This window comes from Mucilaginibacter celer, from assembly GCF_003576455.2.
Taxonomy (GTDB): Bacteria; Bacteroidota; Bacteroidia; order Sphingobacteriales; family Sphingobacteriaceae; genus Mucilaginibacter; species Mucilaginibacter celer.
The window spans coordinates 2,911,571-2,936,047 of record NZ_CP032869.1; the positions used below are offsets into that span (position 1 = coordinate 2,911,571).

The following is a 24,477-nucleotide window of genomic DNA, read 5'->3' on the forward strand; positions in this document are numbered from 1 at the left end:
TTTGGCCACTACTACTACCATATACAATACTATCCCGGTTGAGTTTGACCCCTTTGCCGGACCAGAGCTTTTTGCCATTGCTCCATCAACCGAGCCACAGCTCGAAATCTGGGCATCATGCCTTATTGGCGGCGATGAAGCCAACTGTGCCTATAACGAATCATTTTCATTACAGCTTACAGGCCAGCTAAACCAGGATGCTATGCTGCTGGCCTTACAGGAAATTACCAATATGCACCAGGCCCTGCGTATGGCTTTTAGTGCCGATGGTAAATATATCTGTGTATATAAAGAACTCGCGCTCGATTTCAGTTTTGCTGATGTATCAACCCGTACAACTGCCGAACAACATGCTTTTATCACCGAGCAGAATAATCAAAATGCATTTACTCCCTTTAACCTTGTAACGGGCCCTCTGTTTAAAGTGCAATTGATTAAATTGAGTGAAACGGAACATCGCCTAACCTTTATAGCACACCACATTGTTTGCGATGGCTGGTCTATCGGTATTATGATGCAGGATTTGAGCAAGCTATATTCGGCTTACACCAGGGGCGAAGAGCTTAAGCTTCCTGCCGGACCATCGTTTATTGACTACTCAAATGAGCAGGTTTTATTTACCGGCAGCAAAGAATTTAAAGATATTGAACAATACTGGCTTAACGAGTTTAAAGGCAGCAATTATTTGATGGATTTGCCGGCAGATTTGCCAAGGCCTGCTGTGCGTACCTATAAAAGCCACCGGCTCGATCTTCCGGTTGATAAACAATTGGTATCCCGGATTAAACAACTGGGCAAGGCCAATGGCAGTAGTTTTGTAACTACATTACTCGCGGCGTTCGAGGTTTTTTTACAGCGCGCAACCGGGCAGGACGAGATTATATTGGGTTTGCCTGCCGCTGGGCAATCAGCTACGGGTAATTACCGTTTGGTTGGCCACTGCGTTAACCTGCTGGCTTTAAGAAGTGCGCCTAAATCCGCACAATCATTCAAAAGTTATCTGAAACAGCGTACCACAGCTATCCTTGATGCGTACGACCATCAGTTATATACCTTTGGCGAATTACTGAAAAAGCTTGCCATCCCCCGCGATGCATCACGGGTGCCACTGGTACCGGTAATGTTTAACATTGATATGGGTATGGATGATGATGTTGATTTTTACGGATTGAAGCATCACCTAACCAGCAACCCGCGCGAATATGAAAGCTTCGAGATTTTTGTGAACATCTCCGGGCGGGATGAAGCTTTAGTTCTTGAGTGGTCATATAACACGCAGTTATTCAGCGAAAAATGCATCCGCAATTTAATGGATGAGTTTGAGTTTTTGTTGAATGAATTGGTAAATGATCCCGAGGTATTGATAGGCAGTGTTTCTGCTGCCAACCGTGCAGTGTTAATTGAAAAGCTAAAGGCCTGGAATAACACTTCGGTGGCTTATCCTAAGCACAAAGCGCTGCACCAACTAATCAATTGGCAAAGCGATGCAATAGCCGTAAAATTTGCAGACCAAAGTCTGAGTTACAGCCAACTGCACGAAAACAGCAACCGTTTAGCGGCCTTACTGATTGATAAAGGTGTTAAAAAAGGCGATAAGGTGACTTTTGCCCTGGACAGGTCGGCAGAAATGCTTGTGGTGATTTTGGGTATTATGAAAGCCGGGGCTGTTTATATCCCGCTCGATCCGCAATTTCCGCTCGGGAGGATCAATTACATGCTCAGCGATTCAAAAGCCGTGGTATTGTTATCATCGGCAAAATACCAGGGGCATTATCAATCAGAAGCTACTGAACTAATCATCGAAGACATCTGGCCCGATCTTTCAAAATATCCGGCAACAGAACCTGTTGTTGAAGTTACAGGCGACGACCTCGTGTACATTCTCTACACCTCCGGCTCAACCGGTATGCCTAAAGGGGTACAAATCAGCCAGCATAGCCTGGTAAATTTCCTGTACAGCATGCAAAAGCGACCGGGGATGACGGCGGCTGATAAACTGCTTGCCGTTACAACCATCAGCTTTGATATTGCCGGGCTTGAGCTATTCCTTCCCCTGCTTAGCGGCGCCCAGGTTGTAATTGCCGATACCAATACCGCTAAAGACGGCCGTGCGTTGTTGGACATCATCCGCAAGGAAAACATAACCACCATGCAGGCTACGCCATATACCTGGCGCATTATGCTTGAAGCAGGGTGGGATGAAAATACGCCGATAAAAGTAATTTGCGGCGGCGAGGCCTTACCTAAAGAATTAGCCGAAAGGATTTTAGGCAAAGCATCATCGCTATGGAATGTATACGGACCAACGGAAACCACAATATGGTCAACCATCAAACAAATTAAGGCTGATGATGTAGCTATAACCATAGGGCGACCGATAGATAACACCTCGATCTATATTTTAGATAAAAACCTTAACCCGCTGGATACCGGCACTATAGGTGAGATTTATATTGGCGGAGACGGGCTTGCCGTCGGTTATCTGAACCAACCCCAACTAACGGCCGAAAAGTTTATTGACGATCCGTTTTCAGACAACGCCGGTGATAAAATGTACCGTACCGGCGATTTAGGCCGCTTTATGGAAGATGGCGAAATTGAATGCCTTGGCCGTGCCGATGCCCAGATCAAAATTCGCGGTTATCGCATTGAAACCGGCGAAATTGAATATCATCTCATCAATCAGCCAAACGTAAAACAGGCGGTGGTTGTAGCGCAGCCCGATAAAAAAGGGATCAATAAACTGGTAGCCTACATTACCATTGATGATAATTACCTGATGGAAGATGAAATTGCGCGGCAAAAAAACTGGCGGTCATCACTTAAAAATGCCCTGCCGGATTATATGGTGCCCGATGATTTTATCGTGATTACGGCTATTCCGCTTACACCAAACGGTAAAATGGATAAAAAAGCGCTGATCCAAACCTCGGCACCAATAGCTGAGGCGGTAAACGTGTACGTAGCTCCCCGCACCGATGTAGAGAAATTGGTTGCCGATATCTGGAGCGAGTTTTTAGAGATTGACAAAGTAGGCGTTTACGATAATTTTTTTGAGATGGGCGGGCACTCGCTGATAGCCGTGCAGGTAATGGCCCGCATTGAAAAGGTTACCGGCAAACGGTTACCGCTTGCCGCGCTGTTTGAAAACTCGACAGTTGAGAAATTATCCCTCATGCTGGAAATGGACGGCAAATCCATTGTTTGGGATTCGTTAGTGCCGATAAAGCCCAATGGCAGCAAAATGCCCTTGTATATTGTACACGGTGCCGGACTTAATGTATTGCTATTTAACGCGCTGGCCATCAACATGGATGCCGACCAGCCGGTTTACGGCTTACAGGCAAAAGGCCTTAACGGTATTGACGAACCGCTGAGCGAGATCAAAGATATCGCCGCGCATTACATCGGCGCCATACAGGCACAAAACCCTAACGGGCCATACGCGCTTGCCGGTTATTCGTTTGGCGGCATCATAGCCTGGGAAATGACCCGGCAACTGGAGGCACAAGGCAAACAGGTAAAAATGCTGGCCATGTTTGATACCTATGCCTATCGTTCACCATTTTTTGATCCCTGGCTTACCATGCAAACCAAAAGGGCCAAGTTTTTTATGCGCAAGCTTAAATACAACTTATTTACGCCCGAAGGCCTGTCGCAAAGCCTCACCGAGAAAACAAAAAATATTAAACGCCATGCCACAAGGATGTTATGGAAGTTAACTAATGATAATCAGCAGGAAGGTTTTTTCGGTTATTCAAACAAAATTGACGAAATGAATCAGCTTGCCGAGCGTCGTTACCAACTGAAACCTTATAACATCGCCATCGAATTGTTCAGGGCCAATACCCATACTTTTTATATGGACGATTTTGAAAACCTGGGCTGGAAACCCTATGCTTTAAAGGGCATTAACGTACATCCCATCCCAGGCGAACATAACTCGATATTTAAAGCGCCAAACGACAAGATCTTTGCCCGCATTTTGCAGCAATGCCTTGATGAGGCAGCTAAAAAATAGCTATGGCCGGGATTACTGTAGATATCCGGTATCTTGATGTTGTTAACTGGCAGCAGGATACCGGGTGCTCTTTTAACTTAACGGATGACATCGATGTATGGCGCATCAGTCTCGAAGCTAACCTCCATTTAATTCCCCGTTTTTTACCTATACTGGAACCAGACGAAATAGAACGTGCCAGTCGCTATTACCAGGAAAAAGACAGAAACCGGTTTGCAATAAGCAGGGCCGTGTTAAGGGTTATTTTGGGCCGGTACATCAATCAGCCTGCCCGCGATATCCGTTTCGGCATCGGCCTAAATAAGAAACCGTTTTTAGCAAATTTCGATAAACCGATCAACTATAACATATCCCATTCGGATAAATGGGCTTTGATCGCGGTTTCAAAAAAGCCAATTGGTGTAGATACGGAAAAAATAGATCCCGTATTCGCCTATGCAGATATCCTCCCAGATCACTTCAATAAAGAAGAGACAAACTATATTGAACAGAATCAATCACACCGGCGTTTTTGCCTGTTATGGACACGTAAAGAAGCTACCACCAAACTAACCGGACAAGGACTGGATGAACGACTAAAAGCAATCCCGTCATTAAACCATAAACACCTCATAGCTAACAACATCATCAATTCATCTAAGGATATAGCTTTAGCAAGTTTTGAGCTTGATGCCGGCAACCTGGCAACGGTAGCTTATGAAGCCGATAATGATTCTGAACTTAAATTTTGGGATATTAACCTTACTTCGATTTAAACATGCCGTATTTGGCAATACAGTAAAACGCCCTAACGCCATCCTTCCATCCTATTTTCTTACCCTCGTCATAAGTACGGCCATAGTAGGATATGCCCACCTCGTAGATCCTGATTTTTGGAACACGCGAGATTTTTTGGGTAACCTCCGGCTCAAAGCCAAAACGTTTTTCGGTGAGTTTTATTGATTGGATGAGTTTGGTATTAAAGAGCTTATAACAGGTTTCCATATCCGTTAAATTAAGGTTGGAAAACATGTTTGATGCGAAGGTTAACCACCTGTTGCCTATGGTGTGCCAAAAGAAGAGGATGCGGTGTGGGTTGCTGCCCATAAAGCGCGAACCATAAACCACATCGGCAAAGCCGTTTATTACCGGTTTCAGCAAATCGTTATATTCGGCGGGATCATATTCAAGGTCGGCATCCTGAATGATTAGGTATTCGCCGGTGGCTTTGGCGATGCCGGTATGCAGCGCAGCCCCCTTGCCTTTATTTACTTCGTGTTTAAAGTACTGGATGTCAAGATCGGGATTTGATGCTTTATAGTGATAAACAGCACCTTCGGTATCATCCTTCGAGCAATCGTTTACAATGATCACTTCCTTTTTAATATCATTGAGGAGAGTTACGGTTTTAATTTTATCTAAAATAAGATGGATGGTCCTCGCCTCGTTATAAGCCGGAATAATAATTGATAATTTTTCTATCGTCATTTATCGTAATATTGCCTAAGTAGATATTTGCTGCAATTATAATTGTATAAACCTTTACCTGTTTAATATTTTATATTTAATAATGCATTTTTTATTAAAACGAACAAAAAAGCTGCTAAAAAAGCCGAAAGTGATCATCATACTTTCGCTTTTGTTTGTTTTAACCCTGATATTCTGGTTTTGTTTGCCAAGCCCCCTATTTCGCAGCCCAACATCGTATGTTATTGATGATGAACAAGGTGAACTATTGGGCGCTTCTATAGCAAGCGACGGGCAATGGCGCTTTCCGTACAACCCTGATGTACCCGAAAAGTTTAAACAATGTATTATTGCCTTTGAGGATAAACGGTTTGAACATCACCCCGGTTTTGACCCTATCGCGTTTAGTCGTGCCATCAAGCAAAACCTGTCATCAAAAAAAGTGACCAGCGGCGGCAGTACCATTACCATGCAGGTAATTCGTTTAGCCACCAAACATAACCGCAACATCTGGAACAAGCTTAAGGAAATTTTTATGGCCATGCGCCTTGAGCTTAGCTACAGCAAAAAACAGATTTTAGCTTTATATGCCAGCAATGCACCCTTTGGCACCAATGTTATCGGTTTAGATGCTGCTTCATGGCGGTATTTTGGCCGCAGCCCGGATAAATTATCATGGGGCGAAATGGCGGCCATGGCGGTATTGCCCAACTCACCATCCTTGGTACACCCCGGCCGCAACCGGACAATCCTTTTGAAAAAACGCAATTCGCTGCTTGATAAACTGCAAAAGGCCGGTGTTATTGACAGCATTACCGCTGTGCTGGCCCGCCTGGAGCCCGTACCCGACAGGCCAATGCCTTTGCCACAACTTGCCCCCCACCTGTTGCAACGCTTTAAGGCCGATCACAAAATTAAGCCCGATGGAGACACCCGCATCACCACCAGTATCAATTCATCATTGCAGCAACAGGTGAATGATATTTTAGAGCAGCATCATCAATTGCTGAAAGGCAACGACATCAATAACATAGCAGCCATTGTGCTTGATGTTGAAACCGGAACTACGCTGGCCTACGCCGGCAATATCTCGCACCGCGAAGACCCGCAGATGGAAAGCGATGTGGATGTGATTGATGCCCCCCGTAGCCCCGGAAGCACACTTAAACCTTTGCTGTATGCGGCGATGCTGCATGATGGCCTGATCTTGCCCAATAGCTTAATGCCTGATGTACCCACGCTGATAGCAGGCTATCACCCCGAAAACTTTGATCTGGGCTATGATGGTGCGGTGCCGGCTTCAAGAGCTTTATCAAGATCGCTAAATGTGCCGGCTGTAAAAATGCTGCAGCAATATAAATACGAGCGTTTTTACGATTTTTTGCATAAGGCAGGCATCAGCACGCTAACCAAACCTGCCGATCATTACGGTTTATCATTAATATTGGGCGGTGGCGAAAATACCCTTTGGGAGTTAAGTGGCGCTTATGCGGATATGGGGCGGGTGCTGAATCACTATAACAAATACAAAGGGCAATATAACCCGGCAGATTTTCACAGCCCGGTTTACAGCCGGCAGGAAACCGGTAAACCGGAGCTTCATACATCAGGATTATTGGATGCCGCGTCAATTTACTATACTTTTCAGGCTATGGAAGAGGTTATGCGCCCGGGCGAGGAAATGTTATGGCAGCAGTTCAGCTCATCGCAGCGAGTGGCCTGGAAAACGGGGACAAGCTTTGGCTTCAGAGATGGATGGGCCATTGGCGTTACACCTAAATATGTTGTAGGGGTTTGGGTTGGGAATACCGATGGCGAAGGCAGGCCGGGGTTAACAGGGATTAATACTGCCGCCCCTGCCCTCTTCGAGATTTTCAGGCTGCTCCCGGTTTCGCGCGATTGGTTTGAGATGCCCGCAGGCGAAATGGTGAAGATAAATGTATGCCATCAAAGCGGTTATCGTGCCGGTCAATATTGCCAGGATATTGATGAACAATACGTACCTAAAAGCGGCTTAAGGGCACCGGTATGCCCTTACCATCAACTGGTACATTTATCGGCTGATGCCCGATGGCAGGTAAATGGCAATTGCGAAACACCTGATAACATCCTTAATAAAAGCTGGTTTGTACTGCCGCCTTCGATGGAATATTATTACAAGGCACGTAATTATCAGTACCATGTTTTACCGCCCTTCAGGGCTGATTGTGCGCAGAACGAAAATAGCAATACCATGGAGGTGATCTACCCCAAAAACGGTGCAAAGATCTATGTTCCCCTTGAAGCCGATGGTACCCGGGGCCGGATGATCTGCAATGCGGCGCACCGGCAACCCGGCGTAAAAATATTCTGGCACCTGGACGATCGGTATATGGGCGAAACCAAAGATTTTCACCAGATGGCCTTAAATCCGCCTCCGGGCAAGCATATCCTTACATTGGTTGATAGCAACGGTAACACCATCAGCATCGGTTTTGAGATCCTGAGTAAATAAAGCCCCTGTAATCTGCCTGTAAAGACATTGCTCCCTCTCTTTAACTTTTAACATTATTATTATCTTGCTTTCAAATTTTTACCCGGATGCTTGAACAGTACGATCTGCATAACATACTGATAATTGATATTGAAACAGTACCGCAATACAGCAGCCACGATCAACTGCCCGAGAATTTGCAAAAACTCTGGGAGCTTAAAACCCAATACCAGCGCAAGGATGAGCCCGCCGATGCTTACTATGAACGCGCCGGCATCTGGGCTGAGTTTGGAAAGATAGTCTGCATTTCGGCCGGGATTTTTACTGCGGGCAAAAGCACGGGTCTGCGGGTAAAATCGTTTGCCTCGCACGATGAAAAGGAGTTGCTCACCAAATTTACCAACCTGCTTTTTAGCCAGCCTGCCAACCTTATTTTATGCGCGCATAATGGTAAGGAGTTCGATTTTCCGTACATCTGCCGGCGATTGCTTATTAACGGGATGCCTTTTCCGCCGCAGTTACAGATAGCCGGCAAAAAGCCCTGGGAGGTTATCCATTTAGATACCATGGAGCTCTGGAAATTTGGCGACCATAAACACTATACTTCGCTTAACCTGCTTTCGGCCATTTTTAATATCCCTACCTCTAAAGATGATATAGACGGCAGCGACGTTGGCCGGGTTTACTGGCAGGAAAACCAACTGGAGCGGATTTGTACCTATTGCCAAAAGGATGTGATAGTAACAGCACAACTGTTAAGGCGGTATCGCGGCGAAGAACTGATAACGGATGATTGTATTACGATAGTTGGCGGCAATGCTTGAGGTAGAAAATTTATCGGTAAGCTTCCGTAGCGGAAAAAACAGCTTTAAAGCTGTTAAGGAAATCTCTTTCACGCTAAAAAAAGGAGAGACCATTGGCATTGTAGGCGAATCTGGCTCAGGCAAATCGGTTGCATCGCTGGCTATTATGCGTTTGCTCAATGCCGAACAAACCGTTTTGGATGGACATGTACTTTTAAACGGGCGATGCCTTTGTTCACTTTCTGAAGATGAAATGCAGCAGGTGCGCGGTAACCAGGTGGCGATGATTTTCCAGGAGCCCATGACCTCGCTTAACCCGGTGCTTACCTGTGGTTTCCAGTTAACCGAGGCTATCAGGCTGCATTTAGGTTTGAACAAAACAGAGGCAAAACAAAAAACTATTGATCTTTTTAAAGAAGTTCAACTCCCCCGCCCCGAGGCTATATTTGATAGCTACCCCCATCAGATTTCGGGCGGACAAAAGCAGCGGGTGATGATTGCCATGGCATTGGCCTGTAACCCCGAAATTTTGATAGCCGATGAACCGACCACTGCCCTTGATGTGACGGTGCAAAAAACCATTATCGATTTGCTGAACAAGCTTAAAGCCGAACGGCAGATGAGCCTCATTTTCATTTCGCACGATTTAGGGGTAATTAAACAGATAGCCGACCGGGTTTTGGTAATGTACAAAGGAGAGGTTATTGAGGAAGCGACAGTTAACCAACTCTTTGCCAATCCGCAACATCCCTATACCAAAGGTTTACTGGCTTGCCGCCCGGTTCCTGATCAGCATTTAAAAAAGCTCCCGGTGGTAGCCGATTTTTTGGGTGAAAATAAACCGACGGTTACCATTGAGGAAATCCGGGAACGATATCACTATCCCGCAGATGAAATATCGGCACGAAAAAAGAAATTATATAACCAGCAACCTTTGCTTAAAGCAGAGGCATTAAGTACCTGGTTTCCAACCGGGAGTGGATTTTTTAAACGCAAAAGCGATATAGTAAAAGCCGTTAATAACGTAAGTTTTGAAGTTTATCCCGGCGAGACATTGGGTTTGGTGGGTGAATCGGGCTGTGGCAAAACTACATTGGGCAGGAGTATTTTAAGGTTGATAGAACCTACGTCGGGTAAGATCACCTTTGACGATACTGATCTGCGCGGGCTTAAAAAGGATGATCTGAGGCAGATCAGGAAAGAGATCCAGATCATTTTCCAGGATCCGTATTCATCATTAAACCCCAAACTTACCGTCGGCCAATCGTTAATGGAACCCTTACAGGTGCATGGTTTTTACGATAATGATACCGTACGAAAGCGCAAGGTGCTGGAATTGCTGGAACGCGTAAACCTGTTACCTGCTCATTTTAACCGCTACCCGCACGAGTTTTCGGGTGGGCAAAGGCAGCGCATTGTGATAGCACGAGCCTTGGCCTTGCAGCCTAAATTTATTATCTGTGATGAGTCGGTTTCGGCGCTTGATGTATCGGTACAGGCTCAGGTATTAAACCTGATCCGCGAATTGCAGGAGGAATTGAAACTTACGTATATTTTTATTTCACATGATCTGGCCGTGATTAAGCATATCTCCGACAGGATGATGGTGATGAATAAGGGTGAGATAGTGGAAATGGGCTATCCGGATGATATTTATTACAGGCCAAAGGAGGATTATACTAAGAAATTGATTGCTTCGATACCGGGGTGATTATATTTAAAATAATCGCAGGTTCAAGTGTCCACGCTTGAACTATCCTAAAATTGAGCGTCCACGCTTAATTGAATTGCTTCGGGAGCATGGACCCTCACAAAAAATGGTTCAAGCGTAGACGCTTAAACCTGCGCATTCAATAATCAGTTATATATCTCCACACACACGCGTTGTAACGACACATCGTACCGTTCAGTTAACTACCAACCACCCCAAATTTCCGTATCTTTGATAGAAATACTACACTATGTCTAAACATAAAAAGAAAAACTCATCTATACACCAGGTATTTACCAAACTGGTGCTCGATATATTTGAACAAAACGGCAATACGCCACTCAACTATAAGCAGGTATCTGCAAAACTAAATGTGCGCGATGATGAAGGTCGCCAGGTAATACTTGAAATACTTAAAGAAGAGGCATTTAAATCAGTTTTAAAAGAGACGGCTCCCGGCAAATTCCAGCTTATTGAACTTAAAACCTTTGTTGAAGGTATTGTTGATATGACTGCCGATGGCTCGGCCTTCATCGTTACCGATGATGAATTTGAAAGCGATATTTTCATCGCCCCACGCAAGCTGCGCACTGCCCTTAACGGCGACCGGGTAAAAGTTTATGTATACGCCAAAAGCCGCGGCAAAAACAAGGAAGGCGAGGTAATCGAGATTATTAAACGCGCCAAAATGGAGTTTACCGGCGTGGTTAAACTCTCTGAGCGTTATGCATTTTTCATTCCGGACGACCGCAAGATGATGCACGATATTTTTATCCCGATGGCCGAGCTTAACGGGGCAAAAAATGGCATCAAAGCCATTGCCGAAATTACCGATTGGCCAACGGAAGCTAAAAACCCCATCGGTCGCATTAAATACGTTTTAGGGGCACAAGGTGAGAACGATACGGAAATGAATGCCATCCTGGCCGAGTATGGTTTTCCATTAGCTTTTCCTGCGGAGGTTGAGCATGAAGCTGAAGAAATTCCGGATGTGATCACGCCCGAAGAAATTGCCAAACGTCGCGACTTCCGCAATATTACCACTTTCACTATCGATCCATTTGATGCCAAGGATTTTGACGATGCCCTATCCTACCGGGTACTCGAAAACGGCAACTATGAGGTTGGCGTACACATTGCCGATGTGTCGCACTATATCATCCCCGATTCGGCTTTAGATAAAGAGGCATTGGAAAGGGCTACTTCGGTTTATTTGGTAGACAGGGTGATTCCAATGCTGCCCGAAAGGCTTTCGAACGGGCTTTGCTCGCTTCGCCCTAAAGAAGAAAAACTATGCTTCTCGGCAGTATTTGAAATGGATGAGGAAGCCAATATCATTACCGAATGGTATGGCAAAACCATCATTTACTCCGACAGGCGTTTCACATACGAAGAGGTGCAGGAAGTGATTGAAAGCGGCGAAGGCGATTTTAAAGATGAAATATTTAAGCTAAACGCCCTTGCACACAAACTGCGCGTGCGCAAATTTAGAAACGGCGCTATCAGCTTCGAAACAACCGAGGTTAAGTTTAAGCTTGATGAAACCGGAAAACCCATAGGCGTTTATGTAAAAGAGCGCAAAGATGCCCATAAACTGATTGAGGATTTTATGCTACTGGCCAACCGCAAGGTAGCCGAACGCGTAAGCAAAATGGGCAAAGGCAAACATAAATACACTTTTGTATATCGTGTGCATGATTCACCAAAGCCCGATGCGCTGGCAAATTTTGCTCAGTTTGCAGCCAGGTTTGGTTATAAAATCAACACCAAATCGGATAAAGAAACCGCCAAATCGCTCAACTTTTTGATGGAGGATGTTGAAGGTAAAAAGGAGCAGAATGTGTTAACGCACCTCGCCATCCGCTCAATGGCTAAGGCTTTGTATACCACCAAAAGCAGCAGCCATTACGGCCTGGCATTTGATCATTATACACATTTCACCTCGCCCATCCGCCGTTACCCGGATGTGATGGTTCACCGCCTGCTGTTCCACTATTTAAACGGAGGGCAATCGGCCAATGCCGAGTTTTATGAAAAGTTGTGCGTACACAGCTCGGCCATGGAGAAAAAAGCAGCCGATGCCGAACGATCTTCGGTAAAATACAAACAAGCTGAGTATCTTCGCGACCAGGTTGGCAATACCTTTACAGGCATCATATCGGGCGTTACCGAATGGGGCATGTATGTTGAGATCATCGAAAATAAATGCGAAGGCATGATCCGCCTGCGCGATATTTCGGACGATTTTTATACTTTGGACGAGAAAAACTATGCCATCATCGGACAGCGTAAAAAGAAAATATATCAGCTGGGTGATGAGGTAAAGATCAAAGTAAAACAGGTTGACCTAACTAAAAAACAGATAGATTTTTCACTGGTACAGGAATAAAAACTGAACCTTGATTCGCCTGATTTTAGGATTACTTGAATAATGTATCAGAAAATCCTAAAATCAGGAAAATCAGGGTTCCACTTAAAAAATGAAACAACTTACAGAGTTACAGTTACTGATAAATAAAGCGGTTGGCAAGTTAAGTTACCCGGCTTACCCGGCCGATTTGTATGAACCGATAAGCTATATTCTTTCTATTGGCGGCAAACGTATGCGCCCCGCGCTGCTTTTGTTAGCCTGCGATCTTTTTGGCGGCGATGTTAACAAGGCTATTGAGCCAGCTTTAGCCATTGAGGTATTTCACAACTTTACCCTGATGCATGATGATATCATGGATAAGGCCCCGCTACGTCGTGGTAAAGCAACCGTGCACGAAAAGTGGAACACCAATGTGGCAATCCTATCGGGCGATGCCATGATGGTGGAAGCCAACCGCATGATGATGATGGTTGACGATAATATACTGCGTGAAGTACTGAATGTATTTAACGATACCGCCACAGGCGTTTGTGAAGGGCAGCAGATTGATATGAGCTTTGAGCAACGTAACGATGTTGGCATTGCCGAGTATCTGGATATGATCCGCCTGAAAACTGCTGTGCTGCTTGGTGGAACGATGAAAATAGGCTCCATCATTGGCGGAGCTTCTGCTACAGATGCGGAACTGATCGACGCGTTTGGGGTTAACCTGGGGATAGCATTCCAATTGCAGGATGATATACTGGATGTATATGGCGACCCGGAAAAGTTTGGCAAACAGGTTGGCGGCGATATCATCTCCAACAAAAAAACATACCTGTTGATTAAAGCGCTGGAGTTAGCAAAAAACGAAGCCAAAGCCGAACTTAATAACTGGATCAACCTTGACCAATTTGACAACATTGAGAAGGTTGCCGCAGTAACCGCAATTTACGATAGCCTGGACGTAAGACCATACGCCGAACAAGCCATGCACTCATTTGCCGATAAAGCCTTTGCCGCCCTTGAAGCGATAAGCCTGCCCGAAGATCATAAACAATACCTCCGCGATTTTGCCGACAGCTTGCTGGTAAGGGAGAATTGATTTATATTTAAGGATGAAGAAATATTTACCCATCCTTATCCTTTTATTGATTTCATCGGGCTTGAACGCCCAAAAGCTTATGCCGCCGCATTTTCGTGGCGGAGATAAAGCTTTTCATGATTTTTTAGATCAAAACCTTAAATGGCCAAAAGATACACTTGTTAAACAGGGCGTAGTTAAAGTGAGCTTCTTTGTAGAAAGCAATGGCACACTTTCGGATATTAAATTAGCGCAGGGTTTTGCACCCGAATTTGATAAGGAAGCCCTTAGGGTTATCAGGCTTTCGCCTAAATGGGTTCCGGCAACGCGTGGAGGAAAGCCTATTAAATCAAAATATTCGGTTCCTATTCAGTATGAGTTAACAGTATATTGATTATGAGAGGGATTTTAGTATTGTTTTTTTTAGTATTTCTTACGATAACTGCAAAAGCACAAAATGGCACTTCGCCCGAGATTGATACAGCGACTATTTCTTGCAAATGCGGTCATAAAGTAGATAAAATACCAGAATTTCCAGGAGGCGAGCAAGGGTTTGAGGCATTTATCAAGAAAAATTTAAAGCAACAAGCAAACAAACATGACAATGGCAGGGGGCGTGTGATAGCTGCCTTTTTCATTGAAACAGACGGAAGGATAACCAACATTCGTATTATTAGAGGAGTATCATCCGAAAAAGATAAAGAAGTTGTACGATTGATGAAAAAAAGCCCGAGGTGGAAACCAGCCATTAATAATGGCAAACCCGAGCGCTTCGAATATTTTATTCCTATTTCCTTCAAATAAAGCTTATTATCTAAAACACTGCCATGCAAAAACAAACAATAAAAATAACAGAAGCAGCGCTAACTACTACTTTCAATTTTGATGCGATAAAAAAATTCATCGATTATATAACCGAAAACCTGAAATACCCGGAGGCTGAAACCATAGAGGGTGAAGTTGTGGTTGAATATACAACCGACGAAGAAGGTAAACTGATTGAGGCACACATTAAACAAAGCTTATCCGAAGCTACGGATGCCGAAGCTTTACGGGTGATCCGTTCTTACACCGATTGGAGGCCCCGGGTTATCCATAGCCAGCCTAAACAAAGCAAACATACTATACCATTACGTTTTAAACGCCCATAGTTAAATGAAAAGAATTTTATCGGTCACCCTGTCGCTCTTTATGTCTACCTGCCTGTTACAGGCCCAAACCCTAACATCAGGCGGAAAGCTCAAACCTGAGCAAGCCATAATGGATGTAAGGCATTACACCATTTCGCTTGCTGTTGATCCGGAGCAGAAAACCATAGATGGCTTTACTACCATCGACGTGATCATGGCGAAGGCAACCAAAGTTTTACTTTTTGATTTGCTGGATTCGTTAACCGTAAGCAAAGTACTGGTAAACGGCAAACCCGAAACTTTTGATTACAAAAACAATCTCATTACCATACACACCGCCAAAGAACTACCCGCGGGCAAAGCCAGCGTGAAAGTAATTTACGGCGGCAAACCCCACGTGGCCCGTCGACCGCCCTGGGATGACGGCTTTATCTGGACACGTGATTCAACCGGGCATCAATGGATGGCTATTACTGCCGAGGGTACCGGCGGCAAACTGTATTTCCCATGTAAAGATCACCCATCTGATGAGCCCGACGAAGGTGCAGATCTGATCATTACCGTTCCTAAAGATCTGGTAGTAGCGGGTCCGGGCTTATTGAAAAAAGTGAGTAAACAAGGTGAAACAGCTACCTATCATTGGCAAACCAAATATCCTATCAATAACTACAGCATCCTTTTTAACGCGGGCGATTATACGGTAGTAAGCAGGCCATATACCACAGTTGATGGCCATAACGTGCCGGTGCAGTTTTATGTATTAAAAGAACATGCAGCCAAAGCCCAACATCACCTGGATATCTTTATCAAAACCATCAAAGAGCAGGAGAAATATTTTGGCGAATACCCATGGGCTAAAGAGAAGATAGGGATTGTTGAAACCCCTCACCTGGGTATGGAACACCAAACAATGAATGCTTACGGTGCAAAATTCAGGTACAGCAAAGTTGGCGGCGAAGATTACGACGGCCTTATGCATCACGAGTTTGGCCACGAATGGTGGGGCAACAAAGTAACAGCAAAAGATTGGGGCGACTACTGGATTCACGAAGGTATCTGTACTTACGGCGACGCCCTTTACATACGCGAGTTTGAAGGCGAAAAGGCTTATATCAAATTCTTTCAAAACTCGGCTTTATCCTTCGGCAATAAAATCCCGATTGTGATAGGTAAGGATATCGACGAAGAATCGGCCTATAATGGCGACATCTACGGCAAAGGCGCCTTCTTTATGCATACGCTGCGGTATGTAATGGGCGATAGCACCTTCTTCCCTACCCTTAAAGGTTTTGTTACCGATCCGCGTTATACTTATAACAACCTGGCCAGTACCGAAGATGTGATCGATTATTTCAGCAAGGCGGCGGGGAAAGATTTGAAACCCTTGTTTGATCTGTTTATCTATTCCACCAATAAACTGGAAGTGCATGTAAAAGCACAGCGCGGCGATAAGTACCAGGTTCAACTACTTAATATCGATATGCCTTTACCTGTTGATATCACGGCAGATGGCATTACTAAGAAATATACATTGGATAAAAAGGGAATTACGATTATTAGTAAAACAATGCCGGTTATTGATCCGGATACCTATTATCTCAAAAAACTCATTATTGAATAAGTTTATGAAAGGCTGGCTTGTATCGGGTTTGATGTTGCTTTCTGTTACTTCATTTGCTCAAAGCAAATTAAAAAAGGCAGGTATTAAACCAGATACAGCCGTTTACACTTCGGTAGACATGGTGCCTGAATTTCCCGGAGGGTTAGAAAGGTTTGGCGCTTATTTGGCAAAAACAAAAATACCGGCGTTAGATACTACGGAAAGATTGCCTGGTAGGATGCATATACAAGTGATTGTAGAGAAAGACGGAAGTTTAACCCATTTTAAAATAGTGCGCAGTAGTGGCAGTAAAATAATGGATCGGGCATATCTTGACCGTATCCGTCAATCGCCTAAATGGAAACCAGGCCTTTTGCACGGCAGACCTGTGAGGGTGACATATAGTATTCCAATTATTGTCTGCTTCACCGGAGATGAATAATCCCCAAACAAAAAATCCCGATCAAAACTGACCGGGATTTTTTATATCCTAATGTTTGTTAACTGATTACTCAGCTACAACTTCTTCAGCAGCATCAGCAGCTTCTTCTTTTTTAGCTTTTGGAGCAGCTTTCTTTTTTGGAGCTTCTTCAGCAGCAGGAGCTTCTACTGTAACAGCTTTAGCTTCTTTTTTTGCTTTAGGTGCAGGTGCAGCTACTTCTTCAACTTCAGCAGCCTCAAAAGGAACTACTGATACGTATGAACGGTTATCAGCTTTCTTTTTGAAAACTACGATACCTTCTGCAAGAGCGAATAAAGTATGATCTTTACCCAAACCTACGTTTAAACCCGGATTGTGTTTGGTACCACGCTGACGAACGATGATGTTACCTGCAATAGCTGGCTGACCACCGAAAATTTTGATACCTAAACGTTTGCTATGGGATTCGCGGCCGTTTTTGGAACTACCGGCCCCTTTTTTGTGTGCCATTTTTTATTTCTTTTATAGAATTGCCTAAACAACTCCTTTGGTTCAACCTTTAATTATAATGTAATACCGGTGATCTCAATTTTGGTAAATTGCTGACGGTGACCGTTTTTCTTTTTGTAACCTTTTCTTCTTTTCTTTTTGAAGATGATCACTTTATCACCTTTTAAATGAGACAGGATCTTAGCCGATACTTTAGCACCTTTCAAATCAGAACCTAATTTGAATGCGCCTTCGTTTTCTGCTAACAATACATTGTCAAATTCAATATTAGCGCCTTCATCGCCTTGTAATCTGTGTACAAAGATCTGCTGGTCTTTAGCAACTTTAAATTGCTGTCCTGCTATACTTACTATTGCGTACATGTTTTGTTAATTATTTGTTTTAAAATTCGAGGTGCAAATATAGGGATTGATTATTTAATAAACAATACGCCTGAGTTTTATTTTTTACTTTTACCCCGGGCCTCAACAGCAGTTATCCTTTGCTGTATTTCGGCAATCAGGCGCTGGTTGGCATCAATTAGTTTAGGGTTACCAAAATAATCGCTGTCAAAAATCACGCGCTTGGTTTTTTCCTTGTATTTAAACTCAATAATATAACGCACAGCCTTGCCTTTAGCCGCAGCGGTTGTATCGCCAATTTCATTCGAGGGAAAATCCCAGAAACCTAAATCGGCAGCTTTGCGGTGCAGATATAGCAGGTCGTCTTTGGTAAAATGCAGGTGCTCGCTGATCAGCGAATCGCGCTTATCCAGGTATTGAAACATGCCGGTATGCGAATCATATTTATTTACCAGGCTATCCTTATGGCCATATTGAAAATTTAATGATTGAAAATCGACAAAACGATAAGGGGCATTTTTAATCATCATACCATAATAATAAACGCAGTACAGAATAAACGGCACTACAACTACCATGAATAAGAATACCTTTTTGGTGCGGGGAGACATATATAGTTATTTAGTGAATTGTTGAATTAGTAAATGAGTTGTTTTTTTTCAGACGTCATTATAAGTAATAAAAGCCGCGGCCTCTAAAGGAGACGTGACATTTGGCGGGCGGCACTGCCACTCTGAGCTTTTCGAAGAGTCGCGTGCAAAGGCCCTGCCTACCATGCTTCGACAGGCTCAGCACGACACCCATTCAATTGCGTCATGGGTGGGCCGAAGCAAATCCCCTATAAGAAGCTTCTGTATGCATCGTTGTTGGTTGTTTTATTGTTACTGATTATTTTATATTATTAGCTTTCAATAAATGTCTTCTTCTAACTTTAATTATAACGCGGGCGTTGCCTGCGGCCCGGGCTTTCCGTTGCAAGTCCTCGCCTTTCCGGCGCACAGCCCAACCCGCGCTGTGGGCTTTCCACTGCAATCCCTAACGCTGGCCTGCGCTCAAATCGTTGACTATGTACTTATTTTCTCCCCTTCCCACTTGCTAACCACAGCCGTTGCCATTGCATTTCCGAGTACATTTGTTGCAGAACGTCCCATATCAAGTAGCGGATCAATGCCAATTAGTAAAAACAAACCCGCCTCTGGAATATTAAACATCGACAAAGTACCCGCTATTACCACCAACGAAGCCCTCGGCACACCTGCTACGCCTTTGCTGGTAAGCATCAACACCAACAGCATCGATAATTGATGCCCAAACGAAAGATGAATATCATATGATTGCGCCAGGAACAGCGATGCGAAAGTCATATACATCATCGAGCCATCCAGGTTAAATGAATAACCCAGCGGCAGTACAAAACTTACAATTTTATTACTGCAGCCAAAATGCTCCAGCTCTTCCAATACTTTCGGATAAGCAGCCTCACTGGTTGAAGTACTGAATGCGATCAGCATAGCATCCTTAATACTGTTAATCAACCTGAATACCGGTTTCTTCAATACAATATAACCGGCCAGTATGATAACCGACCATAGCACAAACAGCGAAAAATAAAACTCGCCTATAAAAATGCCATAGGTTGAAAGTACTCCAAGGCCTTGCTTGGCAATAACGGCAGTTATCGCACCAAAAACAGCAAACGGTGCAAACTTCATTACATAACCGGTAATTTTCATTATTACGTGCGCAATAGCGTCCATAGCCTTAATTACCACTTTCCCCTGCTCGCCTATAGCCGCGGTGGCTACGCCAAAAAACAACGAGAATACAACAATCTGCAAAATCTCGTTATTGGCCATCGCCTCGATAAAACTTTTAGGAAATACGTGCCCGATAAACTCGGTTAATGACAATGCCGACTTTTTGATACCTGTACTTAGGTGACTATCAGGAAGCGGCAGATGCATAGTTTTACCCGGTTCAAACAGGTTTACAAGCAACATCCCCAATAGCAATGAAACCAGGGTGGCGCTGATAAACCAAAGCATGGTTTTACCTCCAATGCGCCCAACCGCTTTAATATCGCCCACTTTTGCAACCCCAACCACCAATGTGGTAAATACCAGGGGAGCAACAATCATCTTAATTAAATTAAGAAATATCTTACTTAATATATTGTATAATTCAAGCTTGTCTTCCCGGGCATCCGTAGCAACAGATTGAGCCTTAAGCTGTGCAGCTTTTTGTATTTTAAAATCTTTAAAAGCTGCTACTGTGGTATCGGTCAAAGCTTCAATGCTTTTATTGATCGTTTTGAGATTTACCCCGGCGGTGCTGATCTGTTTGTTCAGATCGGCAAATACATAAGTATTATAAATATAGCCGGCCACCACGCCCGCCACCAGCGCGATAAAAATGAAGAGCGTCAGTCTGCTTTTTTTCATTTAATACAATAAGGCTGCAAAACTACAAAATTTAAATACTGTTTAAACAGCACTGGTGATATTCTATTTCATAAACCATACAATAAAACAAATAAAGCATTCCCTGCAGCCCGCATTATCACACTTTATAAAACAATTACTATTTTGCCCGCTTATTACAACATGAGCACTACAGCCTACGGATTACAGCATATTAAAAAAGAAATTCAGCACCTGCCCAATGAACAGCTTGCCGAGTTAATGCTGCGTTTGGCACGCTACAAAAAGGAGAATAAGGAACTCCTTGCCTACCTGTTATTTGAAGCGCATGACGAAGCCGCTTTTATCGAAAAAGTAAAAGCCGAGGCCGGTTTCATGTTCAGCCAGTTATCATCAATAAGCTATAACGCGGCCAAAGGGATGCGCAAAATTTTAAGGCTATTGGGTAAGTACACCAAATTTATGGCTTCGAAGGGAGCTGAAATTGAACTGCTCATCAATTTCTGTGAAAATTACCTTGAATATGCCGACCGCCGAACATCCTACAAACCTTTACGACTGATTTTAATAAAACAGGTTGATAAGGTACGCGGCCTGATTGGCAAACTGCACGAAGACCTGCAGTTTGATTACCAGGATAGTTACAACAAATTAATAAGCGATGCTGAAACTAAACTGGGCTGGTTTAAAAAGAATGATCACCTGTTGTAACATATAACATTTAACATCGTCTAAATATAAAATTAACTGACAAGTGGCCAACAAGGAAGCGGCGTTTAAGCAGATATACGAGGCTAATTCTAAAAAGATATTCCATCTGTGCTATGGTTATACGGGCGATGACGATGCCGCGTACGACCTGGTACAGGAAACTTTTTTAAAAGTTTGGCAAAACCTGGAAAAGTTTCGTAACCAGGCCATGATCTCGACCTGGATTTACCGGATTGCCGTAAATACCTGTTTAACCTACCTGCGCTCGGAAAAACGCCAGGCTAAAGACGAGCTTACCCCACAACTGGCCGAAACAAAACGCGAAGAACTGTCTGAGAAAAACGAACAGGTGGCTCTGCTGTATAAATGTATTTCAAAACTGGAAGAATCGGAAAGGATTATTATAACTATGGTGCTTGATGAGGTGCCGTACCCGGAGATCGCCGAGATCTCGGGTATATCTGAAGGGAATTTGAGGGTGAAAATTTATCGTATTAAACAAAAATTAACAGAGTTATATAACCAGTATGAAAGACTTTGATCATTTGATGTCGGTTTGGCAGGGACAGCCAAAACCAGATCAGCTTTCGGTGGATGAGGTGCTGAAGCAGGTAAAGAAAGGGATCAGGAGTATAACCAATAAGTTGTACTGGAGCATTGTGGCTATGATTGTGACAGTGGCTTTTGCATTTATTGTTACTTTTTTCCTGGCATTTAAATCTGCAGTTACCACTATCGGTATCCTTATTGTTTTGGTAACCATGATTATGGGTTTGGCCTTAATGGTGCGTCACTACCATATCCTGAGCAAACGCGACGCAACCGTTAACCCTGCCGATTATCTTGATAGCCTCAAAGCTTACCAAAAAAACCGCAGCAAAGTTATCGGCTGGTTTTATTACACTTATATATTACTGCTAAGCGCGGGTTTGGCCATGTACTTTGTTGAGGTACTGGAACACTCATCGCTCACTTTTAAAATAATTACTTATACATCCATACTCGTTTGGTTCCTGTTCACTACGTTTTACCTTAAACCACGCATGTTTAAAAACGAAGAAGAAAAACTAAACCTGATGATTGACCGGCTGGTAAGGCTAAAAGAGCAGTTTGATTAAGATATATTGTTAGGTTTGCCTCATGGTTACCGAAAACATCATCATTAAAAAACTAACTTTAGTTGATGCCGAAACCTTGCTTGCATTCAGCAGGGATACTTTTTTTGATTTCTTCGCAGCGGCAAATAAGCCCGAAGATATGGAAGCTTATGCCTCCACGGCATTTACACTATCTAAAATCGAGGCAGAATTGAACAATCCGGATTCCTGTTTCTTTTTTGCGATGTTGAATGATGAGATTGCAGGCTACCTTAAACTAAACTACAGATCGGCACAAACCGAATTCCGGGATCCCGCCTCGCTTGAAGTTGAGCGGATTTATGTATCGCGACAGCATCATGGTAAAAAGATAGGTCACCGTTTACTTGATTTTGCGCTAAATGAGGCTTCCGGACAGAATTTGCAATACGTATGGCTTGGAGTATGGGAGCATAACCAAAAAGCGATTGGTTTTTACACCAGGCATGGCTTTGAGCCCTTCGGCAGCCATGAGTTTCTTTTAGGAACCGATAGGCAAACCGACCTTTTAATGAAAAAGAGTCTCAACTAAAAGATCTTTACTCTGAACTTCAAACTTAAGATTAAAGGCTTCTAACTTAAAACTACCGGCTCTGATTAATCAAAGCCTGTATTACCTGATCTTTTAGCTGCCTGCTTATCGGCACTTCAAAGGCTCCTATATTTAGCATATTACCTTCTATCGAAGTTATTTTATCACTTGCTACGATGTACGATTTGTGCGTTTGCATAAACCTGCGCTGAGGCAACTTATCGGCAAAAGCCCGCAACGTGCTGTGCGTTATAATTTTACGGGCAACTGTATGGATCTCTACATAATTTTCCATGCCTTTAATAAACAGCACCTCATCAAAAACCACTTTCTCCAGCTTGCCGTTACTTTTAACAAATACATAGCCGGTTGATGGATCATTATTTTTCAGGTCGAAGTAGTCTTTCGCTTTAAAGGCAGCTTTCATAAAACGCTCAAAAGGGATGGGTTTAAGCAGGTAATCCAACACATCCAGATCGAAGCCATCGGTAGCGTATTCTTTAAAAGCGGTGGTGAATATTACTTTTGGAGGATTCGGAAGCGAGCGGATAAATTCTACCCCGGTTAAATGCGGCATCTGGATATCAAGAAACAACAAATCAACAGATTGCTGCGCTAACAAAGCTCCAAGTTCCATGGCATCTTCGCATTGCGCCTTCAAATCAAAAAAACCGGCTTTATTTACATAACCTTCCAGGCCTTTGCGGGCAAAAGGTTCATCATCGGTAATAATACAACTTATGCGAGCCATGTTTTATAGTTTTAGTTCGAGTTGGGCAACATAATGGTCATCTACCCGGCCGGTTTTTAATTGATGTTTATCGGGATACAATAAATGCAGTCTCCGCTTCAAATTTTCCAGGCCGATGCCGCTGTAGTTATCCGGCGCTTTCATGTTAGGCGGTACATCATTATAAACACTAAAAACAAACATATCGTTTTCCAATTTGCATTCAATAGCAATCCGGTATTCGCCGCCTATATATTTAAAGGCATTTTCAACCAGGGGGAGCAACAACAGCGGGTAAATCAGTTGGTCGGCAAGCTGATTATCAAACTTAACATTCAGCTTCATCTTATTACTGGCCCGTATTTTTTGAAGCAGGATGTAATTTTCAAGATATTCCAACTCCTGCAAAACGGGCACTTGCTGCTGCTGATCATACAGCTGATAACGCAGCAGGCTTGATAACAATTCTGTGCTCTTTTTGGCACCCGGCACATCCTCATCCATCTGGAAATAAATGGTATTTAGCGCGTTAAATAAAAAATGGGGATGATATTGGGCCTTCAGGAATTTAAGCTCTGTTTCGAGTTGATCATTAGTTAGTTTTTCGAGTTGAACTTTATTGTTTACATAAGCCCTAAGCCAGGTATTAGTGCGTGCAATGCCGTAGTAAACTGTGGCGTACAGGGTAGGAATCAGGTTAATGTCAACCACATCGGCCCACGAAATGCCATCATCTGTCAAGGCGGCCATGGGGGTAAATATTGTATTGATGAGCAACAGGTTAGCACCGGCAAATATTGCGAGTTCACGTGCAACACTGCCGTAACTCAGCCCGGCTGGCCAGCGCTTTTCAAAGTACCGGAACAGCCACTCGTTCATCGCTACCCCTACGTATCCCACTAAAACGCTCAAACTTATCTCCAAAGTATTGAGCATCGCAGGCCGTTCCCAAAACCTCGAGCCTATTTCTACATCGTGCACCAACCTGATGGTAAAATATATCAGCAGACCGTACAATAGTGGAAAAACATATTTCCCGAATAGTTTCATATCAGCAA

At 43.7% G+C, this 24,477-nt stretch carries 23 protein-coding genes; 16 read left to right on the forward strand and 7 right to left on the reverse strand.

All coding sequences use genetic code 11. The annotated features are described in order from the left end of the window. The first annotated feature begins 1 nt into the window (after position 1). Both HYN43_RS11430 and HYN43_RS11435 read left to right on the forward strand, forming a co-directional pair. Positions 2-4,021, forward strand: a complete 4,020-nt coding sequence (locus HYN43_RS11430; RefSeq protein ID WP_119409472.1) for a non-ribosomal peptide synthetase — start codon at positions 2-4, stop codon at positions 4,019-4,021. Positions 4,022-4,023: 2 nt separating this feature from the next. After that, on the forward strand, positions 4,024-4,776 hold the full coding sequence (locus tag HYN43_RS11435; RefSeq protein ID WP_119409473.1) for a 4'-phosphopantetheinyl transferase family protein: 753 nt from the start codon (positions 4,024-4,026) through the stop codon (positions 4,774-4,776). Here the strand turns inward: HYN43_RS11435 and HYN43_RS11440 are convergent. Further along, complete coding sequence (locus tag HYN43_RS11440; RefSeq protein ID WP_119409474.1) at positions 4,763-5,488, reverse strand: glycosyltransferase family 2 protein; 726 nt, start codon at positions 5,486-5,488, stop codon at positions 4,763-4,765. The two genes, HYN43_RS11435 and HYN43_RS11440, sit on opposite strands and share 14 nt — an antisense overlap. 82 nt (positions 5,489-5,570) lie before the next feature. Between HYN43_RS11440 and pbpC the strand changes: the two genes are divergently transcribed. The 10 genes from pbpC to HYN43_RS11490 all read left to right on the forward strand — a co-directional run bounded on the left by pbpC (position 5,571) and on the right by HYN43_RS11490 (position 17,060). Continuing rightward, complete coding sequence (gene pbpC, locus HYN43_RS11445; protein ID WP_119409475.1) at positions 5,571-7,961, forward strand: penicillin-binding protein 1C; 2,391 nt, start codon at positions 5,571-5,573, stop codon at positions 7,959-7,961. A gap of 86 nt (positions 7,962-8,047) precedes the next feature. Continuing rightward, positions 8,048-8,764 carry a 3'-5' exonuclease gene (locus tag HYN43_RS11450; RefSeq protein WP_119409476.1) on the forward strand — a complete coding sequence of 239 codons (717 nt, stop codon included), beginning with the start codon at positions 8,048-8,050 and terminating at the stop codon, positions 8,762-8,764. Beyond that, positions 8,757-10,454, forward strand: coding sequence for an ABC transporter ATP-binding protein (locus HYN43_RS11455; RefSeq protein ID WP_119409477.1), 1,698 nt, complete (start codon positions 8,757-8,759; stop codon positions 10,452-10,454). Before HYN43_RS11450 ends, HYN43_RS11455 begins: the two co-directional genes overlap by 8 nt. A 250-nt stretch (positions 10,455-10,704) precedes the next feature. Next, positions 10,705-12,843, forward strand: coding sequence for a ribonuclease R (rnr, locus tag HYN43_RS11460; protein WP_119409478.1), 2,139 nt, complete (start codon positions 10,705-10,707; stop codon positions 12,841-12,843). A gap of 91 nt (positions 12,844-12,934) precedes the next feature. Beyond that, a complete protein-coding gene (locus tag HYN43_RS11465; RefSeq protein ID WP_119409479.1) occupies positions 12,935-13,909 on the forward strand; it encodes a polyprenyl synthetase family protein in 975 nt (324 codons plus the stop codon). A 13-nt stretch (positions 13,910-13,922) separates the two neighbouring features. After that, entirely contained in the window at positions 13,923-14,282 is a 360-nt protein-coding gene (locus HYN43_RS11470) for an energy transducer TonB (protein ID WP_119409480.1), read from the forward strand. A gap of 2 nt (positions 14,283-14,284) precedes the next feature. After that, positions 14,285-14,692, forward strand: a complete 408-nt coding sequence (locus HYN43_RS11475) for an energy transducer TonB (RefSeq protein ID WP_119409481.1) — start codon at positions 14,285-14,287, stop codon at positions 14,690-14,692. A 23-nt stretch (positions 14,693-14,715) separates the two neighbouring features. Continuing rightward, a complete protein-coding gene (locus HYN43_RS11480; RefSeq protein WP_119409482.1) occupies positions 14,716-15,039 on the forward strand; it encodes a TonB family protein in 324 nt (107 codons plus the stop codon). A 4-nt stretch (positions 15,040-15,043) separates the two neighbouring features. After that, positions 15,044-16,639: a M1 family metallopeptidase gene (locus HYN43_RS11485; RefSeq protein WP_119409483.1), complete on the forward strand. Its 1,596-nt coding sequence runs from the start codon at positions 15,044-15,046 to the stop codon at positions 16,637-16,639. A 4-nt stretch (positions 16,640-16,643) separates the two neighbouring features. After that, complete coding sequence (locus HYN43_RS11490; RefSeq protein WP_162996426.1) at positions 16,644-17,060, forward strand: energy transducer TonB; 417 nt, start codon at positions 16,644-16,646, stop codon at positions 17,058-17,060. A gap of 66 nt (positions 17,061-17,126) precedes the next feature. Here the strand turns inward: HYN43_RS11490 and rpmA are convergent, their stop codons facing one another. From rpmA to HYN43_RS11510, 4 genes are all read right to left on the reverse strand, one after another. Next, on the reverse strand, positions 17,127-17,549 hold the full coding sequence (rpmA, locus tag HYN43_RS11495) for a 50S ribosomal protein L27 (protein ID WP_119409485.1): 423 nt from the start codon (positions 17,547-17,549) through the stop codon (positions 17,127-17,129). Positions 17,550-17,602: 53 nt separating this feature from the next. Next, positions 17,603-17,911 (reverse strand): 50S ribosomal protein L21, encoded by a 309-nt coding sequence (rplU, locus tag HYN43_RS11500; RefSeq protein ID WP_119409486.1) that lies wholly within the window; start codon positions 17,909-17,911, stop codon positions 17,603-17,605. Positions 17,912-17,988: 77 nt separating this feature from the next. Next, positions 17,989-18,501 carry a hypothetical protein gene (locus HYN43_RS11505; protein ID WP_205589920.1) on the reverse strand — a complete coding sequence of 171 codons (513 nt, stop codon included), beginning with the start codon at positions 18,499-18,501 and terminating at the stop codon, positions 17,989-17,991. 453 nt (positions 18,502-18,954) lie between these two features. Then, positions 18,955-20,331: a dicarboxylate/amino acid:cation symporter gene (locus tag HYN43_RS11510; RefSeq protein ID WP_119409487.1), complete on the reverse strand. Its 1,377-nt coding sequence runs from the start codon at positions 20,329-20,331 to the stop codon at positions 18,955-18,957. Positions 20,332-20,493: 162 nt separating this feature from the next. Between HYN43_RS11510 and HYN43_RS11515 the strand changes: the two genes are divergently transcribed. Genes HYN43_RS11515 through HYN43_RS11530 form a run of 4 tightly spaced genes read left to right on the forward strand, consistent with a single transcriptional unit; the run spans position 20,494 to position 22,689 of the window. Beyond that, the gene (locus HYN43_RS11515) at positions 20,494-21,021 is read left to right on the forward strand and encodes a hypothetical protein (protein ID WP_119409488.1); all 528 of its coding nucleotides are present in this window, start codon (positions 20,494-20,496) and stop codon (positions 21,019-21,021) included. 43 nt (positions 21,022-21,064) lie between these two features. Beyond that, positions 21,065-21,562 carry an RNA polymerase sigma factor gene (locus HYN43_RS11520; RefSeq protein ID WP_119409489.1) on the forward strand — a complete coding sequence of 166 codons (498 nt, stop codon included), beginning with the start codon at positions 21,065-21,067 and terminating at the stop codon, positions 21,560-21,562. After that, positions 21,549-22,139 carry a hypothetical protein gene (locus HYN43_RS11525; protein ID WP_119409490.1) on the forward strand — a complete coding sequence of 197 codons (591 nt, stop codon included), beginning with the start codon at positions 21,549-21,551 and terminating at the stop codon, positions 22,137-22,139. The genes HYN43_RS11520 and HYN43_RS11525 overlap by 14 nt, the downstream gene beginning before the upstream one ends. Before the next feature lie 22 nt (positions 22,140-22,161). Then, a complete protein-coding gene (locus tag HYN43_RS11530; protein WP_119409491.1) occupies positions 22,162-22,689 on the forward strand; it encodes a GNAT family N-acetyltransferase in 528 nt (175 codons plus the stop codon). Between the two features lie 52 nt (positions 22,690-22,741). Here the strand turns inward: HYN43_RS11530 and HYN43_RS11535 are convergent, their stop codons facing one another. After that, positions 22,742-23,440: a LytR/AlgR family response regulator transcription factor gene (locus HYN43_RS11535; protein WP_119409492.1), complete on the reverse strand. Its 699-nt coding sequence runs from the start codon at positions 23,438-23,440 to the stop codon at positions 22,742-22,744. A 3-nt stretch (positions 23,441-23,443) separates the two neighbouring features. Then, positions 23,444-24,469, reverse strand: coding sequence for a sensor histidine kinase (locus tag HYN43_RS11540; protein ID WP_119409493.1), 1,026 nt, complete (start codon positions 24,467-24,469; stop codon positions 23,444-23,446). Between the last annotated feature and the right edge of the window lie 8 nt (positions 24,470-24,477).